This window comes from Rufibacter roseolus (assembly GCF_017916365.1).
Classification (GTDB): Bacteria; Bacteroidota; Bacteroidia; order Cytophagales; family Hymenobacteraceae; genus Nibribacter; species Nibribacter roseolus.
In genome coordinates this window covers 65,436-83,130 of the sequence record NZ_JAFMSU010000004.1, presented here as the reverse complement: position 1 = coordinate 83,130, position 17,695 = coordinate 65,436, and the positions used below count along the sequence as shown (strand labels likewise).

Sequence of the window (17,695 nt, the reverse complement as noted above, 5' to 3'; positions counted from 1 at the left end):
AACTTAAATAATTCGGATAAAATACTTACTGGCTTCAGCAAGGTAAATGCAATATAGCAAAAGTTATATTTCAGTTAAAGAGGAAACAAGTCGTTTTTTCTTCCTCCAACCTATCATTTATTGAATCAAGCTTTTACATTCTATATCATATGGGATTACGGTTACCCCTGAACAAAATTGTTTTAGCGCTTGCCCTTATCATGCTTTCTGTCTTTTCGGTTTTTGCTCTCCAAAAGGACATATCAAATGCATTCTTCAGTCTCCTTACTGATCCCGTTTGCAAGCCGACTCTTTCTGCAAATGGACCAGTGTCTTTCTGTATAGGGGGCAAGGTAACCTTAACCTCAAGTGTTAAGGGTGCCGGCTATAGCTATACTTGGTTTAGAAACAACGTAGAAATAAAGGACCAGAAAGGGGAGTCATTGGTGGTATCCGAAAGCGGTGATTACTCTGTTCTCGTTGATGATAAATTTGAGTGTCAAAAAAGCAATGAAGTTTCTGATAGGATAACGGTTACAGTTAATCCACTTCCAGTTGCTGACTTTACATTCACCAATAATGAGACTTGTGCCGGGACTACGGTAAGATTCACAAATACTTCAGCAGGTACTGGGCTCTCATATAGTTGGGACTTTGGCGATGGAAGTGCGAAAAGTTCTTTACCATCCCCTTCCCATGTATTTAATACTATTGGGTCAGGTACGACAAATTATAAAGTTGTCCTGACCGTAACATCAGATAAAGGGTGTTCGGTTTATGTACAAAAAGAAGTAAAAGTCAAAGAAGTTGTTTCAATTGATTTAAGAAATGTTCAGAGTTTTAGAAATTGTACAGGTCAAACATTTAACTTAATTGTAGATGATAATTCAGCAGCACCAGATGCTAAAGAGTATACAATAGATTGGGGAGATGGTACAGCCCCATATCAATCAAGTATAGCCCCTATGGATTTGGCTCATAGCTATCCTATAGGAATTTATAAGTTAAAATATACAATTAAAGGTAAAAATGATTGTGTTGTAACCAAAGAAATATCAGTCTACAATATAACAAATCCAGCTGTATCTGCAACCAGTTCGGGTAACACTACAGGTTGTGGGCCTTTGTCCATTACATTCCCCATCACTAATGTTGCAGATAACCACCCGTCCACTGTTTATACAATCGATTTTGGTGATGGTTCTCCTAAACAGGAATTTAAACACCCAGCACCAGCAAGTGTAACACATGTTTATACAAAATCCTCTTGTGGCTCTCCGGGGAGCCCCCCTACTTTCCCTGCAGATGCCTATATTTTTACTATTACAGCAAAAAATGCCTGTGGAGAAACACCAGCGGCTGTTGGTGGAATAAAAGTTTACTCGGCCCCACAAGCAAAATTTGAAGTTTCTACCCAAAATTTGTGTATTAATAGTAATATCCTTTTTACAAATACAACAGTTGAAGGATCTAATTTTGATTGTAATAATTCCTCAACATATACATGGGACTTTGGAGATGGAACTATTAGAAGGGTATTTGATAAAAGCAACCAATCATATGTTTATAAAAAAGCGGGGACTTACAAGGTTAGCCTAAAATCAGAAAACGCATGTGGTTTCACTCTATTTGAGCAAACAATTGAAATAAGTGAGCCTCCTAAAGCTTCCTTCATCATTAATCCTGCAAGTGGAGTAGGCTGTAAAGATTTTACTGTTACGCCAAATAATACTTCAGTAGGAGATAATATTTCTTACACTTGGTCTATTAGCCCAAATACTGGCTATACATTAGCAAATGGCACACTCAATAGTGCAAATCCGGTCTTTAATTTCAAACAAATAGGGAATTATGTCATAACCTTAGTAGCAAAAAATTCCTGCGGCTCTACTACCGCCTCAAAAGAAATTACGGTTAAAGATGTGCCTTCTGTAGCATTGCCTGGCGCAAAGTCCTATTGTGGTCCCCAAACTGTAAAGTTTGATGCGAGCAGTACCTTTCATAAGCCGGTTTACACTGCCAATAACGGAACCATTACAGCCTATGCTTGGACGGTAACTGACAATGCCACATTCACGGGAGGTACTAATAGTGCATCAGCGTACCCGGAAATCAGTTTTCCAAAGTCGGGTAGCTACACTGTTACTCTGAAAGCAACCAATGAATGCGGCACCTCTGGTACTGCTACCCAAGTAATAACAATAAACGAGCCTGCCATCGCTCCAACTGTTGCTTCAGTAACAGTGTGTAAGGGGGGAACTGCTTCTTTGAGAGCATCAGGTAGTGGCCCGACTTACAATTGGTATACTGCAGAATCAGGAGGCACTGTTCTTTATACTGGAGATACTTATAATGTCAGCAATGTTAGCGCTACAGTCACCTATTATGTAGGAGCAATAAATGCAGCAGGTTGCCCAAGCGTAACACGGACTCCTGTTACAATTACGGTAGATCAACCTGTAACAGGGAATTCCATCGGGTCCTCTAAATCTATATGCGTTAATACTGAAGCGCCTACCTTGATAGGGTCCACCCCAGGGGGCGGAAATGGCGACTTTTCTTATACCTGGCAAAGCAAGGTTAATAATGGCACCTATGTAATAGCGAAAGGGACGTCAGATGCCAAAGATTATGCTCCCGGGGCATTGACCCAAACCACCACCTACAGAAGAATGGTAAAATCAGGTGCCTGTGGGGAAAGCTACAGTAATGAAGTAACTATTGCTACCCAGGTTAGCCCCATAGCGCCTACAGTGGCAGGTGCAGAAATTTGCTCGGGCTCAACTGCCACCCTCAAGGCCCCTTTGGTTTCTGGAATTACCTATAGATGGTATGATGTTGCAACGGGTGGGGCAGCTTTGAAAACAGGTGAGGACTTTACCACTCCAGTACTCACAAATGATGTGGTTTATTACTTGGAAGCCTTCAATTCAACCGGCTGTGCCAGCAATACCCGCACAATAGTAACCGTAAAAGTAAACCAGCCAGTTACCGATAACATATTAAGTGAGAATCAAAGCATTTGCGCTGGAGCTACTTCCGCGGCTATATTAGGTACTGCTCCAAAAGGAGGCAATGGGACCTACAGTTACAGATGGTATAAAAGTACTTCAGGTTCAACGGGCGGTTTTACCGTAATTCCTAATGAAATCGGTAAAGACCTATATCCTGGTGCTGTTTCTGTAAAAACCTGGTATCAAAGAGAAGTTATATCTGGTGGCTGTACTTCCAAGTCTGCAGTTGTAGAAATCAGCGTTAAACCTGCTCCTGCGGCCCCAACTGTAGCGGGACAGACAATTTGCAAGGGAGGTTCTACAACTTTAACCGCTTCGGCTCCGGGAGGTAAGTACACATGGTACGATAAGGATGGCAAAATATTGGCTGAGGGCGCCAATACCCTTATTATTACTACGCTTGACGCAACCACGGATTATTTTGTAGGCACAGAAGTAGATGGTTGTACGAGCGCCACCAGAACAAAAGTAACGGTTACTGTTCAGGAGCCTATCACTAATAACACTATTGCAGAAAACCAATCATTATGTATTGGCCAAGCCGCCGCTCCACTGTTAGGTTCAACTCCTACTGGGGCTAGCGGAAATTATATCTACAGGTGGGAAAGCAGTACAACTTCTGCCTCCGAAGGCTTCAAAGATGCTGCAGGGACTAATAAGGGCAAAGACTACACCCCAGGTGCTTTAACTCAAACTACCTGGTTCAGAAGAGTGGTTGCCTCAGGTGTATGTTCTGAGGTGACGAGTAATGTGATCAGAGTTGAAGTAACACAGTCAATAGCTGAAAATACAATCACAGGTGACCAGGTTATCTGCGAAAACTCATCGCCGGCGAAATTTACGGGTACATCCCCCACCGGAGGGTTAGGGACATATGCTTATACCTGGGAGTCAAGTACAACAAGTTCAAGTACGGGTTTCCAAGTAATAGCGAACGCAACAGGCCCAGACTTTACCTCGGCCGGACTCACGCAGACTACCTGGTTCAGAAGAAGCGTTACCTCAGGCCAATGCACGGTAGGTAGCAATGTAATTAAGGTTACCGTTGAGAAGAAACTGTCAGGTAATTCCATCACCGCAAACCAGACGATCTGTAAAGGAAGCAGCGCAGCATCTTTAAATGGAGGTTTGCTAACAGGAGGGAGCGGTGCTTATTCTTACCTATGGCAAAGCAGTACGGATGGAAAAGACTACATAGAAGCGTCCGGGTCAAACACCGGTCAGCACTATAGTCCGGGCTTGGTGGGAGAAACAACATGGTTCAGGAGAAAGGTAAGCAGTGGAATATGCGACCCGACTTTTAGTGAACCCATTAAAGTAACAGTATCTGAGCCTATCGCAAATAACAACATTGATGAAAATGGAATCCTGCCTATCTGCAGTGGAAGTACACCTGCCAGACTAATCGGATCTAACCCAACAGGCGGTGATGGAATAGACTTTAGATACCAGTGGGAAAGCAGTACTGTCTCTGGGACAAGTGGGTTTGGCAATGCTACAGGTGAGGCAACTTTAAAGGATTATAATCCTGACCCCCTTTTCAAGACAACGTGGTTTAGACGTAAAGTAACTTCAGGTGCCTGCTCTGCAGTATCCGATGCGGTGAGAATAGAGGTAAAAGACCTGTCAGCTGCCCCTACAGTTAAAGGACAGGCTGTTTGTGCAGGTGCATCTGCCACACTTACCGCCTCTGGCGCCGCGGACAGTTTTGAGTGGTACAAAGTGGCAATAGGCGGTGTAGCAGTACATAAAGGAGTATCCTATACTACTGATCCCCTTGCAGAAACTACGATTTTCTATGTGCAAGCCGTTGCGAATGGCTGCGCAAGCCCAACCAGAACTGCAGTAGAAGTAAGGGTAGAACAGCCAATAAGTAATAATAAGATTGGGCAGGCTCAGGAAATCTGCGCAGGGGCTGTTCCTGCCGCCTTAAAGGGGGATGTCCCTGCTGGTGGGGATGGAAAGTTTATATACAGCTGGTTATCGAGCACTGATAATATTAGTTTTGAGGCCGCTCCGGGGGCGAATACCGGGGAAGACTACACCCCGCCGGCCTTAGGCCAGAATACCTATTTCAAGCGTGTCGTGACAAGTGGGGTATGCCAGCAAAGCGAAAGCAATACTATCCTGGTCACGGCAAATCCTTCCCTTACCAATAACACGATTGGGAAGGAGCAGGAAATATGCTATGGTTTAGCGCCTGCCGTCCTTGTAGGATCTCTTCCTGAAGGGGGTGATAAAGACTATAAATATACCTGGCAGAGCAGCACTGCTTCCGGGACAACAGGTTTTGTTGATGCTTCGGGGATAAATAACACAAGAGATTACTCAGCTGGTGCGCTAGTTGTGTCTACTTGGTTCAGGAGGATTGTCAGATCAGGAGGTTGCGAGATCCCCTCACCTGTGATTAAGGTTACAGTCAATCCATTGCCTGCTGCCCCAGTTGTCTCGGGTAAGGAAATCTGCAAAGGTGCCATGACGTCACTTTCCGTAACAGACGCCGGCGGTACTTATTCCTGGTACGACAAAGCGGAGGCAGGTACGCTCCTACACACGGGTACAACGTATGAAACCCCGATTTTAGACATCACTACGACATACTATGTGCAGGTGACGGATGCCAAGGGATGCGCCAGTGCAAGGGCAGCGGTAACTGTGAAAGTAAATCCACTTATAGCCAATAACGCGATCTCAGAAAATCAGGCAGTTTGTACGGGTGAAAAGCCAGCTGATTTGTTGGGCACACTGCCTACGGGTGGAAATGGAAGCTATACCTTTCTATGGGAGCAAAGTTTTAACAATAAAGACTATGAGCCGGCTACTGGCACAAATACCTCCAGGGATTATCAGATTTCAAGCATAGGCAGGGAGACTTGGTACAGACGTAGGGTAGTATCGGGAAACTGTGAAAGTTTTTCTAATATAGTCCAGGTTGTGGTGAATGGGGAAATCGCAGATAACAACATCAGTGCACCGCAAACCATTTGTACTGGCAAGACTCCAATAGCCTTGAGTGGAACCATCCCTTCCGGAGGGAATGGCAGCTATACCTATCGTTGGGAAATAAGCACGAATGGGCCGACCGGGATCTTTACATCAGCCCCTGAGGTAAATAACCTTGAGGGTTACGTTTCCGGCCCACTTACAAGAACTACCTGGTTCAGGCGGGTGGTTACCTCAGGCGCCTGTTCTGATTACTCAGCAACCATAGAAATCAAGGTAAATGAGAATATTGGGAACAACCTGATTACGTCAGACCAAACAATATGCAATGGCAGTAATGCATCGGTCCTGGTTGGAAGTCTGCCGACAGGAGGGAGCGGCACTTATACCTATGTTTGGGAGGTAAGCACTTTAAGTGCCACAGATGGATTTACCATGGCTCCTGGTATGAGTTCAGAGCTGAACTATACACCTGAAGCTTTGACGCAGACATCCTGGTTTAGAAGGCGCGTATTGTCGGGGCCATGTGGAGAGCACACGAGCGACGCCGTGAAAATCACGGTGAACGGGGCAATCACGGCGAATACTATATCTGACTCCCAAATAATCTGTTTTGGAACAGCGCCAGCCGAACTTCGAGGCTCTGCGCCTATTGGCGGAAGCGGCAGTTATATTTACCTGTGGGAGTACAGTACTGAAGGTGAAACGATGGGCTTCAAGGCTGCGCCTGGGATGAATAACGGGGAGGGATACCAAGCTGGTGCGTTGACCCAGACCACCTGGTTCAGACGCACTGTATTATCAGCACCATGCCCTTCACTGTCAAGCAACGCGGTAAAAATCACCGTAAATCCTGTAATCACAGAAAATAACATAGCCGGCGCACAGACGGTTTGTTCTGGCGACGTACCTGCCCTGCTTGCTGGATCTGATCCAAAGGGGGGAGACGGGGTGTATGTTTACCTCTGGGAGTATAGCAAGGATGGCGTGACTTATGAAACAGCGTCAGGGAAAACCAACGCCTCAGACTATCAGCCAGCTGCACTTACCCATAATGCCTGGTTCAGAAGAGTGGTGACCTCTGGTTACTGTACCTCTGTAAGTGATGAGATCATGGTTGCCGTAAACCAGCCTATCACTGATAACCTTATATCCGGAGACCAGGACATCTGTTTGGGGGCTACTCCGGTTGCTTTCACCGCCTCAGACCCTGTAGGTGGCGACGGCAAATACACCTATCTATGGGAAAGCAGCACAGTGGGGCCAAATTCAGGCTTTACCACCGCTGCAGGCATCAGCAACAGAAAAAGCTATGAGCCAGAAGCAATTACAAACTCCACCTGGTTCAGGCGGGTGGTTTCAGGAGGTGTTTGCCCACCTAGCTCGAGCAATGCTGTTAAAATAACCGTTACGCCCCCTATCGCCAATAACAGGATAAGCTCACCACAGTCGGTTTGTTCGGGGGTAACTCCCGCTCCGTTAACAGGGACAAAGCCTACGGGCGGCACAGGGGACTACCGCTACCTATGGGAAAGCAGCAAAAAAGGGCCAACCAGTGGTTTTAGCCCGGCAGGTGGTATTAACAACGAGGCTACCTATGATCCAGGCCAGCTTCCAGTGACCACCTGGTTCCGGAGAGCAGCCTACTCAGGGGGGTGTGTGAGCGCTTCGGTGGCCATACAGGTAACTGTCCTTCCTCAGTTAACAGGTAACAGCATCAGCCAAGATCAGACTCTATGCCTAGGTTCGGCGGCGGCAACTTTATTAGGGTCTACTCCAGTAGGCGGCAGCGGAGCATACGCATACCGTTGGGAGTCAAGCATGGACAATATTACGTTCAGCCCAGCCGCAGGTATAAATGATAAAGCAAACTATAGCCCTGGATTGGTAGGTCAGACTACTTGGTATAAGCGGGTGGTGTTTTCTGAACCTTGCTCAGAGATGGAAAGCAATGTTGTTAAGTTGACGATTAACGCTCCAATTTCAAATAATACCATTGGGGCTGCTCAGGTAATATGTACTGGTACGGCTCCATCCGTTCTTCAAGGAACACGGCCAGAGGGGGGGAGTGGAGTCTACAGCTACCTGTGGGAATTCAGTACGACAAGCGCCATCTCAGGCTTTAGAGCCGCACCAGGATCAAATAATTCTGATAGTTACCAATCCGGGTCGCTTGACCGCACAACTTGGTTCAGGCGTGTCGTTACCTCGTTGCCTTGCACAGAGAATAAGAGCGAGGCAATAGCCGTTACTGTTATTCCATTACCGGTTGCCCCAAAGGTACAAGGGGTCACCATTTGCCCGGACATGACTGCTTCCATTAATGCATCATCTTCAGAAAATGGTGTATACTTTGAGTGGTATGACCACCCTACAGAAGGAAACATGCTTCACACTGGGGGGACTTACACAACAGGTCCGCTAAGCGCCACAACGGATTTTTTTGTGCAAGCTGTAAATACCACAGGTTGTGCCAGCCAGAGCAGAGTGAAAGTTACAGTAGTAGTACAGCCGTCTACTGCCGACGCCGGGCTGGATATAACGATCATAAAAGGCCAAAATACAGGCTTGCATGGAAAAGGAGGCGAAACTTATAAATGGTCACCTGCAAAAGGCCTCTCTAACCCGAACATATCAAATCCGATAGCCACGCCGGACGAGACAACAACCTACACACTGACTGTTACCTCCAAATCCGGTTGCGTCTACACCGATGAAGTAATTGTTTCAGTGATTCCGCGCATTGACCCGACGAATGCCATCACCATGAGCGGGGATAATATTAATGACACCTGGATAATCCGCAATATTGAGCACTACCCTAATTGCCGGGTGCAGATTTACACCAGATGGGGGGCATTGGTTTTCGAGTCGTCAGGATATAAGCAGAATTGGGATGGGATACATGATGGGAAGGCCCTCCCTATGGGGGTCTACTACTACATCATTGACTTGGGAATGAATGAGAAACCAATTTCCGGAAGCATAACACTTATAAAGTAACCGCACATGAAAACATTATTACCCATTATTCTTTTCTGCTGCGTGTGCTTTTCAGTGGCAGGGCAACAGCGGCCACAGTTTACCCAATATTTTCAGAACAACTACCTGCTAAACCCCGCTGTGGCGGGAATTGAAAGCTATACTGATATCAGGTTAGGTTTCAGAAACCAATGGGTTGGATTAGAGGGCGCTCCTAGATCCCTCTATGCCAGCATTCAAGCCTCACTCAATAAAAATGACCGCAACTTGCCTTCCAAAAAATCAAGGGCGCAGGAATTCGGAAAAAGAAAAACGAGTGTAAACAAGAACAACAGGTTTCATGTAAAACCGCACCATGGAATAGGTGCGGTGGCGCAAATGGATCAGGCAGGTTTGCTTACCATGACCTCCTTCAACGTTAGTTACTCTTACCATTTACCTCTAACAGGTAGCCTGAACCTCTCAAGTGGCTTTAATACAGGCTTTGTGCATTACAGGCTAAATCGGAAAGACCTGGATTTGGTTACACCCGATGACCCATTTCTCATAGAGTTTAACAACATAAATAAATTAGATCTGGGGGTCGGTTTGTGGCTTTACAACCGTGATTTTTATGTAGGAGTATCTGGTATCCAGCTTATCAGAAGCAAGAGCGACATTTCTTTTGCTAATAACCCACGGGCATCTTTGCAGCCGCACTACATAGCCACTGCAGGGGTTAAATTCCCAATCCATAAAAATTTGAATGTGATTCCATCTGTTTTAGTTAAGATGGCTGAATCCGGCATGACTACTGTTGATGCGAATGCAAAGATGATATTTGCGGATCGTTATTGGACCGGTGTCTCATATAGGCACCTTGATGCGGCATCTGTAATGGCAGGTATAAATGTCAATTATTTCTTTGATGTCAGTTATTCCTATGATTTTACCACTACCGATATGAGTCGCGTAAGCGCCAATAGCCATGAGATTGTGGTAGGCTTCAAGGTGAACAACAAAAGGAGGACCATCTGCCCGGAATGGATTTGGTAAATTGGAGAAATGTATGGTCAAATTACAATTCTGAGTTTATTGTTTAATTCAGGGTATGAACCTAATGTTAATTAGAGCATATTCAAATTTTAATGGGGGTATAAAAAAGCAAGTCAGCTAAAAGTGACTAAACCTCGGTGCTTATGCAATCCCAATAAGGAGATTTACTGACATTTTATGTAAAACAAAAAAAGTCTTATAATCTACATTATGTTAATCATGAATTTATATTAAAAATTATTCCCTGTTTATTTAAATATGTCCATCGCTTATAATATGTAATTGGCATATATTAGAGAATATATAATAAACTTATTAAACTAATAATTGCTTAATTGCAAACTAAGCCCTACTTCCTATCTGTGATTTTGTCTATAATTCGTGCTTCTATCGTTAGCGGCAAAGCCTATGCGCTTATTATGAGTTACTGCAGTTGCTTTTGCGCAGATAATCCAGAATATTTCCAGAGAACATTAGTTGTAACCTCTATCAACAGGGCTAAACAGAAAATGAAATCCAAGGATTTTATTGAACAGGAGAAAATTACCAGGTTTGAAGTTGGTAAGGGTATGGGAAAGGAACTAGCGAGACTTTTAATATAGATATGCAATGGATAATATTACTGGCTTTATTGTTAAAGTAAAACCAAAAGGGAGCGGTCCTATTGAATACAAATATAATGACCGGGCAGCACAATTAACTGAGGAAGAGGATTTCGTGGGATATTTTAGAATGATGTCTAATCCTGAGAAATCTGATCCTCCATATTATGGAAGTGTTCAAAAAATTACTTTGGTGGACAGAGAAAAGTTATTGTTCAGATACGAGGATGACGCTATCTTCAATTTAGACGAAGTGAATATAACTATAGTTGCTAAAAGAGGGCCTGAAAGGAATAATAGGTATCTTCCTGAATTTTACAATCAATTTGATACTTGGAATAATGTGTGATAGTATTTATTAATTTGTAAATTCAGGACCATGTTTTATCAAAATCCTTAATTGTAATCGGCTTAAAACTTGACTTTAGTAAAATTTATTTATCACCCATTTAAAACATTAGTATCATTATTTTATGCAAAGTAAATGCCAGCAGCCATCGTCTGAACAGTCTGAATTTGAAGTGAATCCCAAAAAATCGGAGAAGATTGTGGATCTGGTGAATGCGGAAGGCCCTTTACTGTCGCTTTATAAGCGTGAGAACGGTGGCCATTATCTTGAGGCTCAGCTTAAGGATGGCTCAGCAAAAATTTATTTTGATACCCAAAAGGATTTGTTAGAGCCCTACTTTCGAGGTGAACTAAAGACAAGGGAGCTGTTGCAGAGAAGCAGGTCATCAAGTATCACCATCAAGCCCCGTGCTGAAAAAAAAAATCTAGTAAGCAAAGATTCTTTCAATAAAGAAGTGCAATGTGGGGAATACTTTTTTACAGAATTGCCCCAGGGAATGGCTTTAGAAGAGCCTGAAAGATTTTTGAAAGAGATGATTTAAGATCAGTCTCAAGTAGAGGGTTTTTAAACTTATGAAAGGAAGCCCCTATTCAGATTCATCTATATGGTGAAACTGAATAGGGGCTTTTTCTACCTATCGTTCGCTCGCTGTACATTATTAAGAGTGTGGGCGCAAGACGTGCAATAAACCATCAGGAAAGGGTAACTATTTGCTTGGTCTCTTCGATATATAATTAACTCCTGCCTCTTTTATTCTTTTAACAAGATAGGTTCTGTTTTTGTACCCTGTAAGGTTAACAATTTCAGTGATTGTCTTACCTATCCTGTACAATTCTACAATGTTTGCCAATTCTTTCTCAGTATAATGGTATACATTAGGCCTAGAAATCATTCCGGCAGTTATCATATCCTTGTTGATTTTAGAGAAAGCTGGTTGGTGTATCCCAGTTAGTTTGATAATTTCAACATTCGTGAGTTTGCTTTTTCCCTTGTCACCCAGCAATAGAAGTAATTTGACCTTCAATGATTTAGATAAGCTGCTGGAAAGGATGGTATCTTCTGACTTAAGGTCTTGAGTCCAATCAAGTTCTCTTTTTCTCGGGTATTGATCCAATTTCAGTTCTTTTTTTAACGCCGGTTCAATATCGATAAGGTTTGAGATTCTTATTAGTTTAATGCCTTTTTCAATGCAATATATATCTTTAATATTGTCATGCTTTTTGGTTAATCTCGAATAATACAGACTCTCTGGAGAATCAACCCTGTGCTGTTCCCCATCAAGTTCGATCAATACTTGCTCCCCGTTATGGTTGGGTAAATAGAAATCAAATGGAAGGGGCTTTTTTGACCGGCATTCAGTAAAGGATTTTTCTGTTTCAAACTCTATATCCCTATCATACAATAGCTTATAGGTTACTAATTCCAAGTTGCTCATGCTATTGCCCATAAACATCTGGGTTGCAGATAATTGAATGAAGTTATTCCAGGTAGTGTTATAAAAGCGTGAAAAATCTGAAGGAAGTCTCACTTCATGTTCTTCATTATATTTTTGAGAGAAGGAAAGATAATGTTGGGATCTCAGGACTCCATTAGTCATGCATACTTCCCGTGCCTCCTCTTTGGTTAAATATTTATAGACCCTTCCAACTACATCTAACTTATCCCTGAAATATCCAGTGCCATAAATTTGTCTAATCCTTTCATAGGAGGGGAAGTGATCGGGTTTATTTAAAAAGTCATTGTACTCAGAAAGAGAATTGATATTGTTATCCTTACACCATTGCGCCAGTTCGGCTATAAAGGTTTCGCAGTATAACTTTTCCTTAAAGGAATTCTTTTTGAAGTTAAAGAAAGTATTAAAGGGTAAGCCTGTTTTTAAGAAGCATAGTTCTTTGAGACAGTCCATAGATGGGGTTTTCAAAACGGCCTCTTTCTTTGCCAGACGGAATTTTTCAATAGTATCTATACCCATTTGACTTACATTGGTCCTAATATCTTCAAAAGACACTTTTCCAGTGGCGATCTCCTTTTTGGAAACAGTAAATGTCTTGATTAGGGATTCATGTGTTGTAGTAGGGTTTGGCATAGGATATAGTTTGGGTTTATGTTTTTTATGTTAGTGAGGCAATCCTAGAACTGAAGTACGATTACTACCCAATCATTTAAGGAAGAATATGAAACAAAGGTCGGGGTCTGATGCCTTTTAAAAGTTTTACTGCAAGCTTGTAACTTGCAGAAGTTTCAACGTATGAGACCGTTTTAAGTCGAGCTTAAACTAATAATACAGCACTTAGCCCTTTTTTTGAGCAGCTGATGCGTGCTCTATAGAAAGCCGGAAAGCTTTAATTGGGAAAGGCCAGTACCTCAAAGTATGAATTCATAAAGGTGGAATAATAAAGTATATGGTGTATGGAGTCTAGGTGATGAGTTTGGTATAACTCATCAGATGAGATTAGTTCTCCGTTGTTCCCCTGTATTAAATTGTCGTCGTACCAGGGGTCTACTCTGATATTACCCCTATTGTCTCTTGTAACAAAACCGTTGCCATGGCACCATGCAAGATAAATAAGGTGATTGGCCATGGATTCATTAGTAGAGGTGTCAAAAAAGGAATTTAGATGGGTTGTAACTTTATTTTTTATGACAGCTGGAATGTTATTGATATCAAATGGTTTATAAACCGGTTCTGCAGGGCTGCTTTTGGGTAGTCTATCCTTACAATTCAGTGGGTACATTGATGATATAATTTCCGTCTTAGTTGAGGGGAATGTCTCTAGAAAGAGCTCCTCATCTAATTCTTTGTCTTCTTCCGTCAAATATATAAAGGATGATCTCTTAGACGTCGAAGGTAAATTGTACTCATCTTCGAACAGGCATCTTTGATCCAGATAAGTGACAAGGTTTTCCTTTTTTTTTCCTTTATATGGCCTGATTTCCCCAGTTTGGTGTATTTCAATAACCCCTTGGGTACTATCCACTAGAAGTTTGTCTCTTTTCCAAAATAGGTAGTCATAGGATTCTAAGTATCCTCTGGTTTTGTAATATATACCAGGGAAAGAGGAAGTAAAGCGAGCACGTGTCAAATGCTGCTCCTCATCAGGGTGTAGTTTCCTAAAATAAGGGATATCCGCCTTTAGGATTGGCTCATACCTCACACATTGTTTTCTCTTACAGTAGATGCCACAGTAGCTCCCCTTCCTAAAGCCGATTAAACTGTCGGTGATTCTCCAGATTCTGTCATTATCGCAAGGGAGTATGGTTTCTCCGTTTAAGGTTAAACCAAAGTAATAGCCATTGAAAGTTACTTGATAATTCTGCTGCATAAGCTGGTTTTCTGGATTCGGTTATAGGGACAACTCTAATCAGACGGAGTTTAAAAGAAAGTGCTTAATAGTTTAAAGCCATAGGTATTTTTAATCTGTCCATCTCCAGAGCATACCCTGCAGGTGCTGCTGGTTCTGGTCCTAAGACAATTGCACTTTGAGTTTTTTATTATTAGTGATCTCCAGCTTTTTTCCTCTTCAATGGATAACTCATGCCATTCTCCCTTTAAGTCAACGGCATAGTATTGCTCCAACTGGTCAACAGTTATGAATTTTCCCTCAGTAAATTTGAAAACATGCAGGTATACAGGTTCAAGAAATGTCCCTGCCGTATTAGTATGCACGCCATACAGATCTTTTGCAGGGTCGTACGTTTTGTAGAAAGTACTATTTCTTGTAGTGTGGAGTACTTCATTTATTAAGATCATTACCATAGCTCAGATTGCCTCTTATTCCCAAATCAGTTTTGCGGTATACCTAGTGGCATGTACTTGACTAGTGTGTAATCATAGCTGCTACGCGGCAAAGTGGAGTGCATTAGGTCAAAAAAGATATTTTGATAATTAAATGACTGTGGAATATTCAAAGGCAACGATTTTAATGGATTAATTTGAAATGGAAATTGAACATAGTGGTGCCAGGCTGCTATAGTCAATAGCAAAAAATATCACGGTTGGCTACGGAGTACTTTGGAATTAATGAAATATTATGGCCGTTTGGTGTTAGCAAACCGCTCAGATTAGCCTTGCAAGGTTACTGGTCGCTTAGGAAAGCACGTATATCATTTATAATGTAAAGGTAAGGCGATTAGATGCCAGATTCTGATCCTTGCAAGCTTATAATTCGAATAGTATGGCTCCTTAAAAACGGTTGCACATCTGTTCGGCTTCATGCACAAACGCCGTTATAAATTCCATGGTGTCCTTTTGCATCACCGTCTCATTCCTGTCTAACAAAAGCATACAGGAGATTTGGCTGCTGAGATGGCCTCGCTCTAGGGAGGATACAGCGAGCCCATAACCTAGGGCCAGTTCTTCTATATTTCGCTTGCTTTCTAAAAATTGCTCTTCTGCCTGCTCAGAATAGCCCATAACAACAGCATTACCGCTAGCCCTCCTTTGACCTTCTATTAACACATCTATTTTTACTGCAGGTTGGCATTTGTAATTCTGATTTAAACTATAACTAATAGCTGCCGGACCATCAGGCTCAATTCCTGACATTATGGAGAGTAGTTGGTAGAAATTCTTGCGTAGCTCGAGGAGCTGATAGCTGGGCCGACTCTGCATCTGTCCTCCTGCCTTTAGCTCGGCTACTACTTCCTCCAACGGTATGCAAAGTAGCCTTTCAGGAAATAACTCGCGGAAGCGGGCCACATAGCGCCGCATTGCCCCAGTGGTAAAACCTTGGGGTGCTTCTGTTATTATGCTCCTGGTTGATTTAGAATAACCAATAAATTGTGCTATCCTTCCGCTTAAGGGGCTCCCAACTGCCCGGAAGGGTATTACGTCACTGTCGGGCCACCTTTTCTCAAAATTTTCCCATATCATCAAATAGCTACCTAAATGGCTGCCCCAAATTGACGTATGCGGACTTTCAACAGCGTGGACATTATGCTTTCTTAGTGATGGAAATCTTACTTTACTGAAGCAATATGGAGGATAGGCCATTACCTCCAGCCTATGCTCCAAAATAAGGTCATAATTGTTGACTAATGTGGTTATCGTACTCACAGATTTTTTAATAGGTTCATTGTTAAATTGGGGTCTGTAAGAGTGAAGATCATTCCTTGCCCAATTGAAAAATTAATTTTATGAGGGGAGTTTGTATAATCCGCTATAGTCTCAGGTGGGTGTAAGCGGGCATTCCCTTTGGTAGGATAATGCTAAAAAATTAATTCCACTTTCTTAGATGCTCGAAGTAGCAATGGGTTTGGTTTACTTCTCTGCTTTGTGGGTTTTTGAAAGTTCTTTTTCTGTTACTAGGTAGTAAAAATCTGTTTTTTCTTTTACACATGATGCCCATGTGCAGTCCAATAGAAAGGTGCCCTCTCCAAAGTGGATTGAATTCCAGGCATGATGGTCGGTTTTTTGACCATTATTCGCCATGCCGGTAATGCGGTTAATTTTCAATCCCGCCTCTTCACCCATAAGCTTGAAGAGGTAGCTAAACCCACTACAGACCCCAGTCCCTTTCTTAAAAGTGGTCTCTCCGTCATAGATTCGATAAGTATAATCATAGATTATGTTATTGACTATCCATATATAGATGGCGCGGGCCTTTTCAAAATCATAACTATAATCCTTTGAAAGTTCCCAAGCCTGCTTAGAAATGGTGGCTTGTTTTTTTACAGCTAGCGCTTTTTTGTCAATGAAGGTGTAATCGTAGCCTTTTAAGAATTCAGCTAGTGCCCCTTTGCATGCCATAGGCAGAGTTTCCAGGGTGGGGTAAACTTTTCTATAAGCAGAGACGGTATCTCCCTGCCGCGCCAGGGCATTTACCATTAGCCTAGTTACATCTAATTGGTTTCTAGCAAGCGAAGTTGCTAAAAGCCCCCGGATCTGTTGATTGAGTTTATGGTAAGCTTCTTGGGTAGCAAATTGTTTGGTGCTATCTAGTATCAACAGTCTATTGTATAAGCCGATTGACTCTTTCCAGGAGCCAATTTTATTTAATAAGATTCGGGAGGAGAGCTTAAAGTGGTAATACTGGACGTCATTCCGATACGAATACTTCAACCTACCGTCTTTTCCAAAACGGTTAGACTCGATTAGCTTGATTTGCTCCAATACCTTCTCATATTTTCCCCTTTTATGAAGCTTTGCAATCTTTTCATAGGAAATGGAATTAGAACTAGCTAATGATGGGTTTGCCAGCAATTGTAACAAAAGTAGGATGAAGCTAAAGCAGGACTTGGAAACCATCATTTCTTTATAGTTTAGTGGCGACTATTGTTTTATCTCAATGGGAGTCCCGATAGGCACTATCTGGAACAGTTCGTCTATCTCATCATTTGTTACGGCCACACAGCCTGCCGTCCAGTCGTATAGGAGGTGGAGTTTCCCTATAAAAGAAAGATTATCTGGGAGCCCATGTATTTTAATCTCCCCTCCAACCGGCTTTCCTAGCCTGGCAGCCTCCCTCCTATCCTTATTGTTGGGGTAGGAAATGCCCAGATTTTTGTGGTATCTGCTATAGTGGCTTTTATGGTTTATAGTATACTTTCCTTCAGGAGTTTTATTATCCCCCTCCATCTTCTTGTCACCCATCGGTTGTTTGCCAAGAGAGACCGCGTAAATCCTTATAAGTCGTCCATTTGAATAAGCGAGGAGCTTCCTATCTGATTTAATCACCACCAGTTTATCGATGGGACTTTTGAGAGGTGTAACCGTGCCAGGCCCCTGTAATTTAAAGGCAAGAAAAAGAAAGGTTGCCAATATGACGAAGGCCAAGAATCTTCTCATATGC

Annotated in this window: 10 protein-coding genes; 4 read left to right on the top strand and 6 right to left on the bottom strand. The window is 42.7% G+C overall.

What is annotated here, in order from left to right:
* Window positions 1–149 precede the first annotated feature (149 nt).
* The 4 genes from J3P35_RS21795 to J3P35_RS21780 all read left to right on the top strand — a co-directional run bounded on the left by J3P35_RS21795 (window position 150) and on the right by J3P35_RS21780 (window position 11,445).
* The gene (locus J3P35_RS21795; RefSeq protein WP_210466867.1) at window positions 150–8,939 is read left to right on the top strand and encodes a gliding motility-associated C-terminal domain-containing protein; all 8,790 of its coding nucleotides are present in this window, start codon (window positions 150–152) and stop codon (window positions 8,937–8,939) included.
* A gap of 6 nt (window positions 8,940–8,945) precedes the next feature.
* Window positions 8,946–9,953 (top strand): PorP/SprF family type IX secretion system membrane protein, encoded by a 1,008-nt coding sequence (locus J3P35_RS21790; protein WP_210466866.1) that lies wholly within the window; start codon window positions 8,946–8,948, stop codon window positions 9,951–9,953.
* 609 nt (window positions 9,954–10,562) lie between these two features.
* Window positions 10,563–10,904: a hypothetical protein gene (locus J3P35_RS21785; RefSeq protein WP_210466865.1), complete on the top strand. Its 342-nt coding sequence runs from the start codon at window positions 10,563–10,565 to the stop codon at window positions 10,902–10,904.
* A 124-nt stretch (window positions 10,905–11,028) separates the two neighbouring features.
* The gene (locus J3P35_RS21780) at window positions 11,029–11,445 is read left to right on the top strand and encodes a hypothetical protein (protein ID WP_210466864.1); all 417 of its coding nucleotides are present in this window, start codon (window positions 11,029–11,031) and stop codon (window positions 11,443–11,445) included.
* A 165-nt stretch (window positions 11,446–11,610) separates the two neighbouring features.
* Here J3P35_RS21780 and J3P35_RS21775 read toward each other — a convergent pair whose 3' ends face one another.
* The 6 genes from J3P35_RS21775 to J3P35_RS21750 all read right to left on the bottom strand — a co-directional run bounded on the left by J3P35_RS21775 (window position 11,611) and on the right by J3P35_RS21750 (window position 17,691).
* A complete protein-coding gene (locus J3P35_RS21775) occupies window positions 11,611–12,990 on the bottom strand; it encodes a PDDEXK family nuclease (RefSeq protein ID WP_210466863.1) in 1,380 nt (459 codons plus the stop codon).
* Window positions 12,991–13,246: 256 nt separating this feature from the next.
* Window positions 13,247–14,227, bottom strand: a complete 981-nt coding sequence (locus tag J3P35_RS21770; RefSeq protein ID WP_210466862.1) for a PIN domain-containing protein — start codon at window positions 14,225–14,227, stop codon at window positions 13,247–13,249.
* Window positions 14,228–14,277: 50 nt separating this feature from the next.
* Window positions 14,278–14,661, bottom strand: coding sequence for a hypothetical protein (locus J3P35_RS21765; RefSeq protein WP_210466861.1), 384 nt, complete (start codon window positions 14,659–14,661; stop codon window positions 14,278–14,280).
* Between the two features lie 426 nt (window positions 14,662–15,087).
* Window positions 15,088–15,960 carry a hypothetical protein gene (locus J3P35_RS21760; RefSeq protein WP_210466860.1) on the bottom strand — a complete coding sequence of 291 codons (873 nt, stop codon included), beginning with the start codon at window positions 15,958–15,960 and terminating at the stop codon, window positions 15,088–15,090.
* Window positions 15,961–16,164: 204 nt separating this feature from the next.
* The gene (locus tag J3P35_RS21755) at window positions 16,165–17,154 is read right to left on the bottom strand and encodes a transglutaminase domain-containing protein (RefSeq protein ID WP_210466859.1); all 990 of its coding nucleotides are present in this window, start codon (window positions 17,152–17,154) and stop codon (window positions 16,165–16,167) included.
* Between the two features lie 21 nt (window positions 17,155–17,175).
* The gene (locus J3P35_RS21750; RefSeq protein ID WP_246850463.1) at window positions 17,176–17,691 is read right to left on the bottom strand and encodes a L,D-transpeptidase family protein; all 516 of its coding nucleotides are present in this window, start codon (window positions 17,689–17,691) and stop codon (window positions 17,176–17,178) included.
* Between the last annotated feature and the right edge of the window lie 4 nt (window positions 17,692–17,695).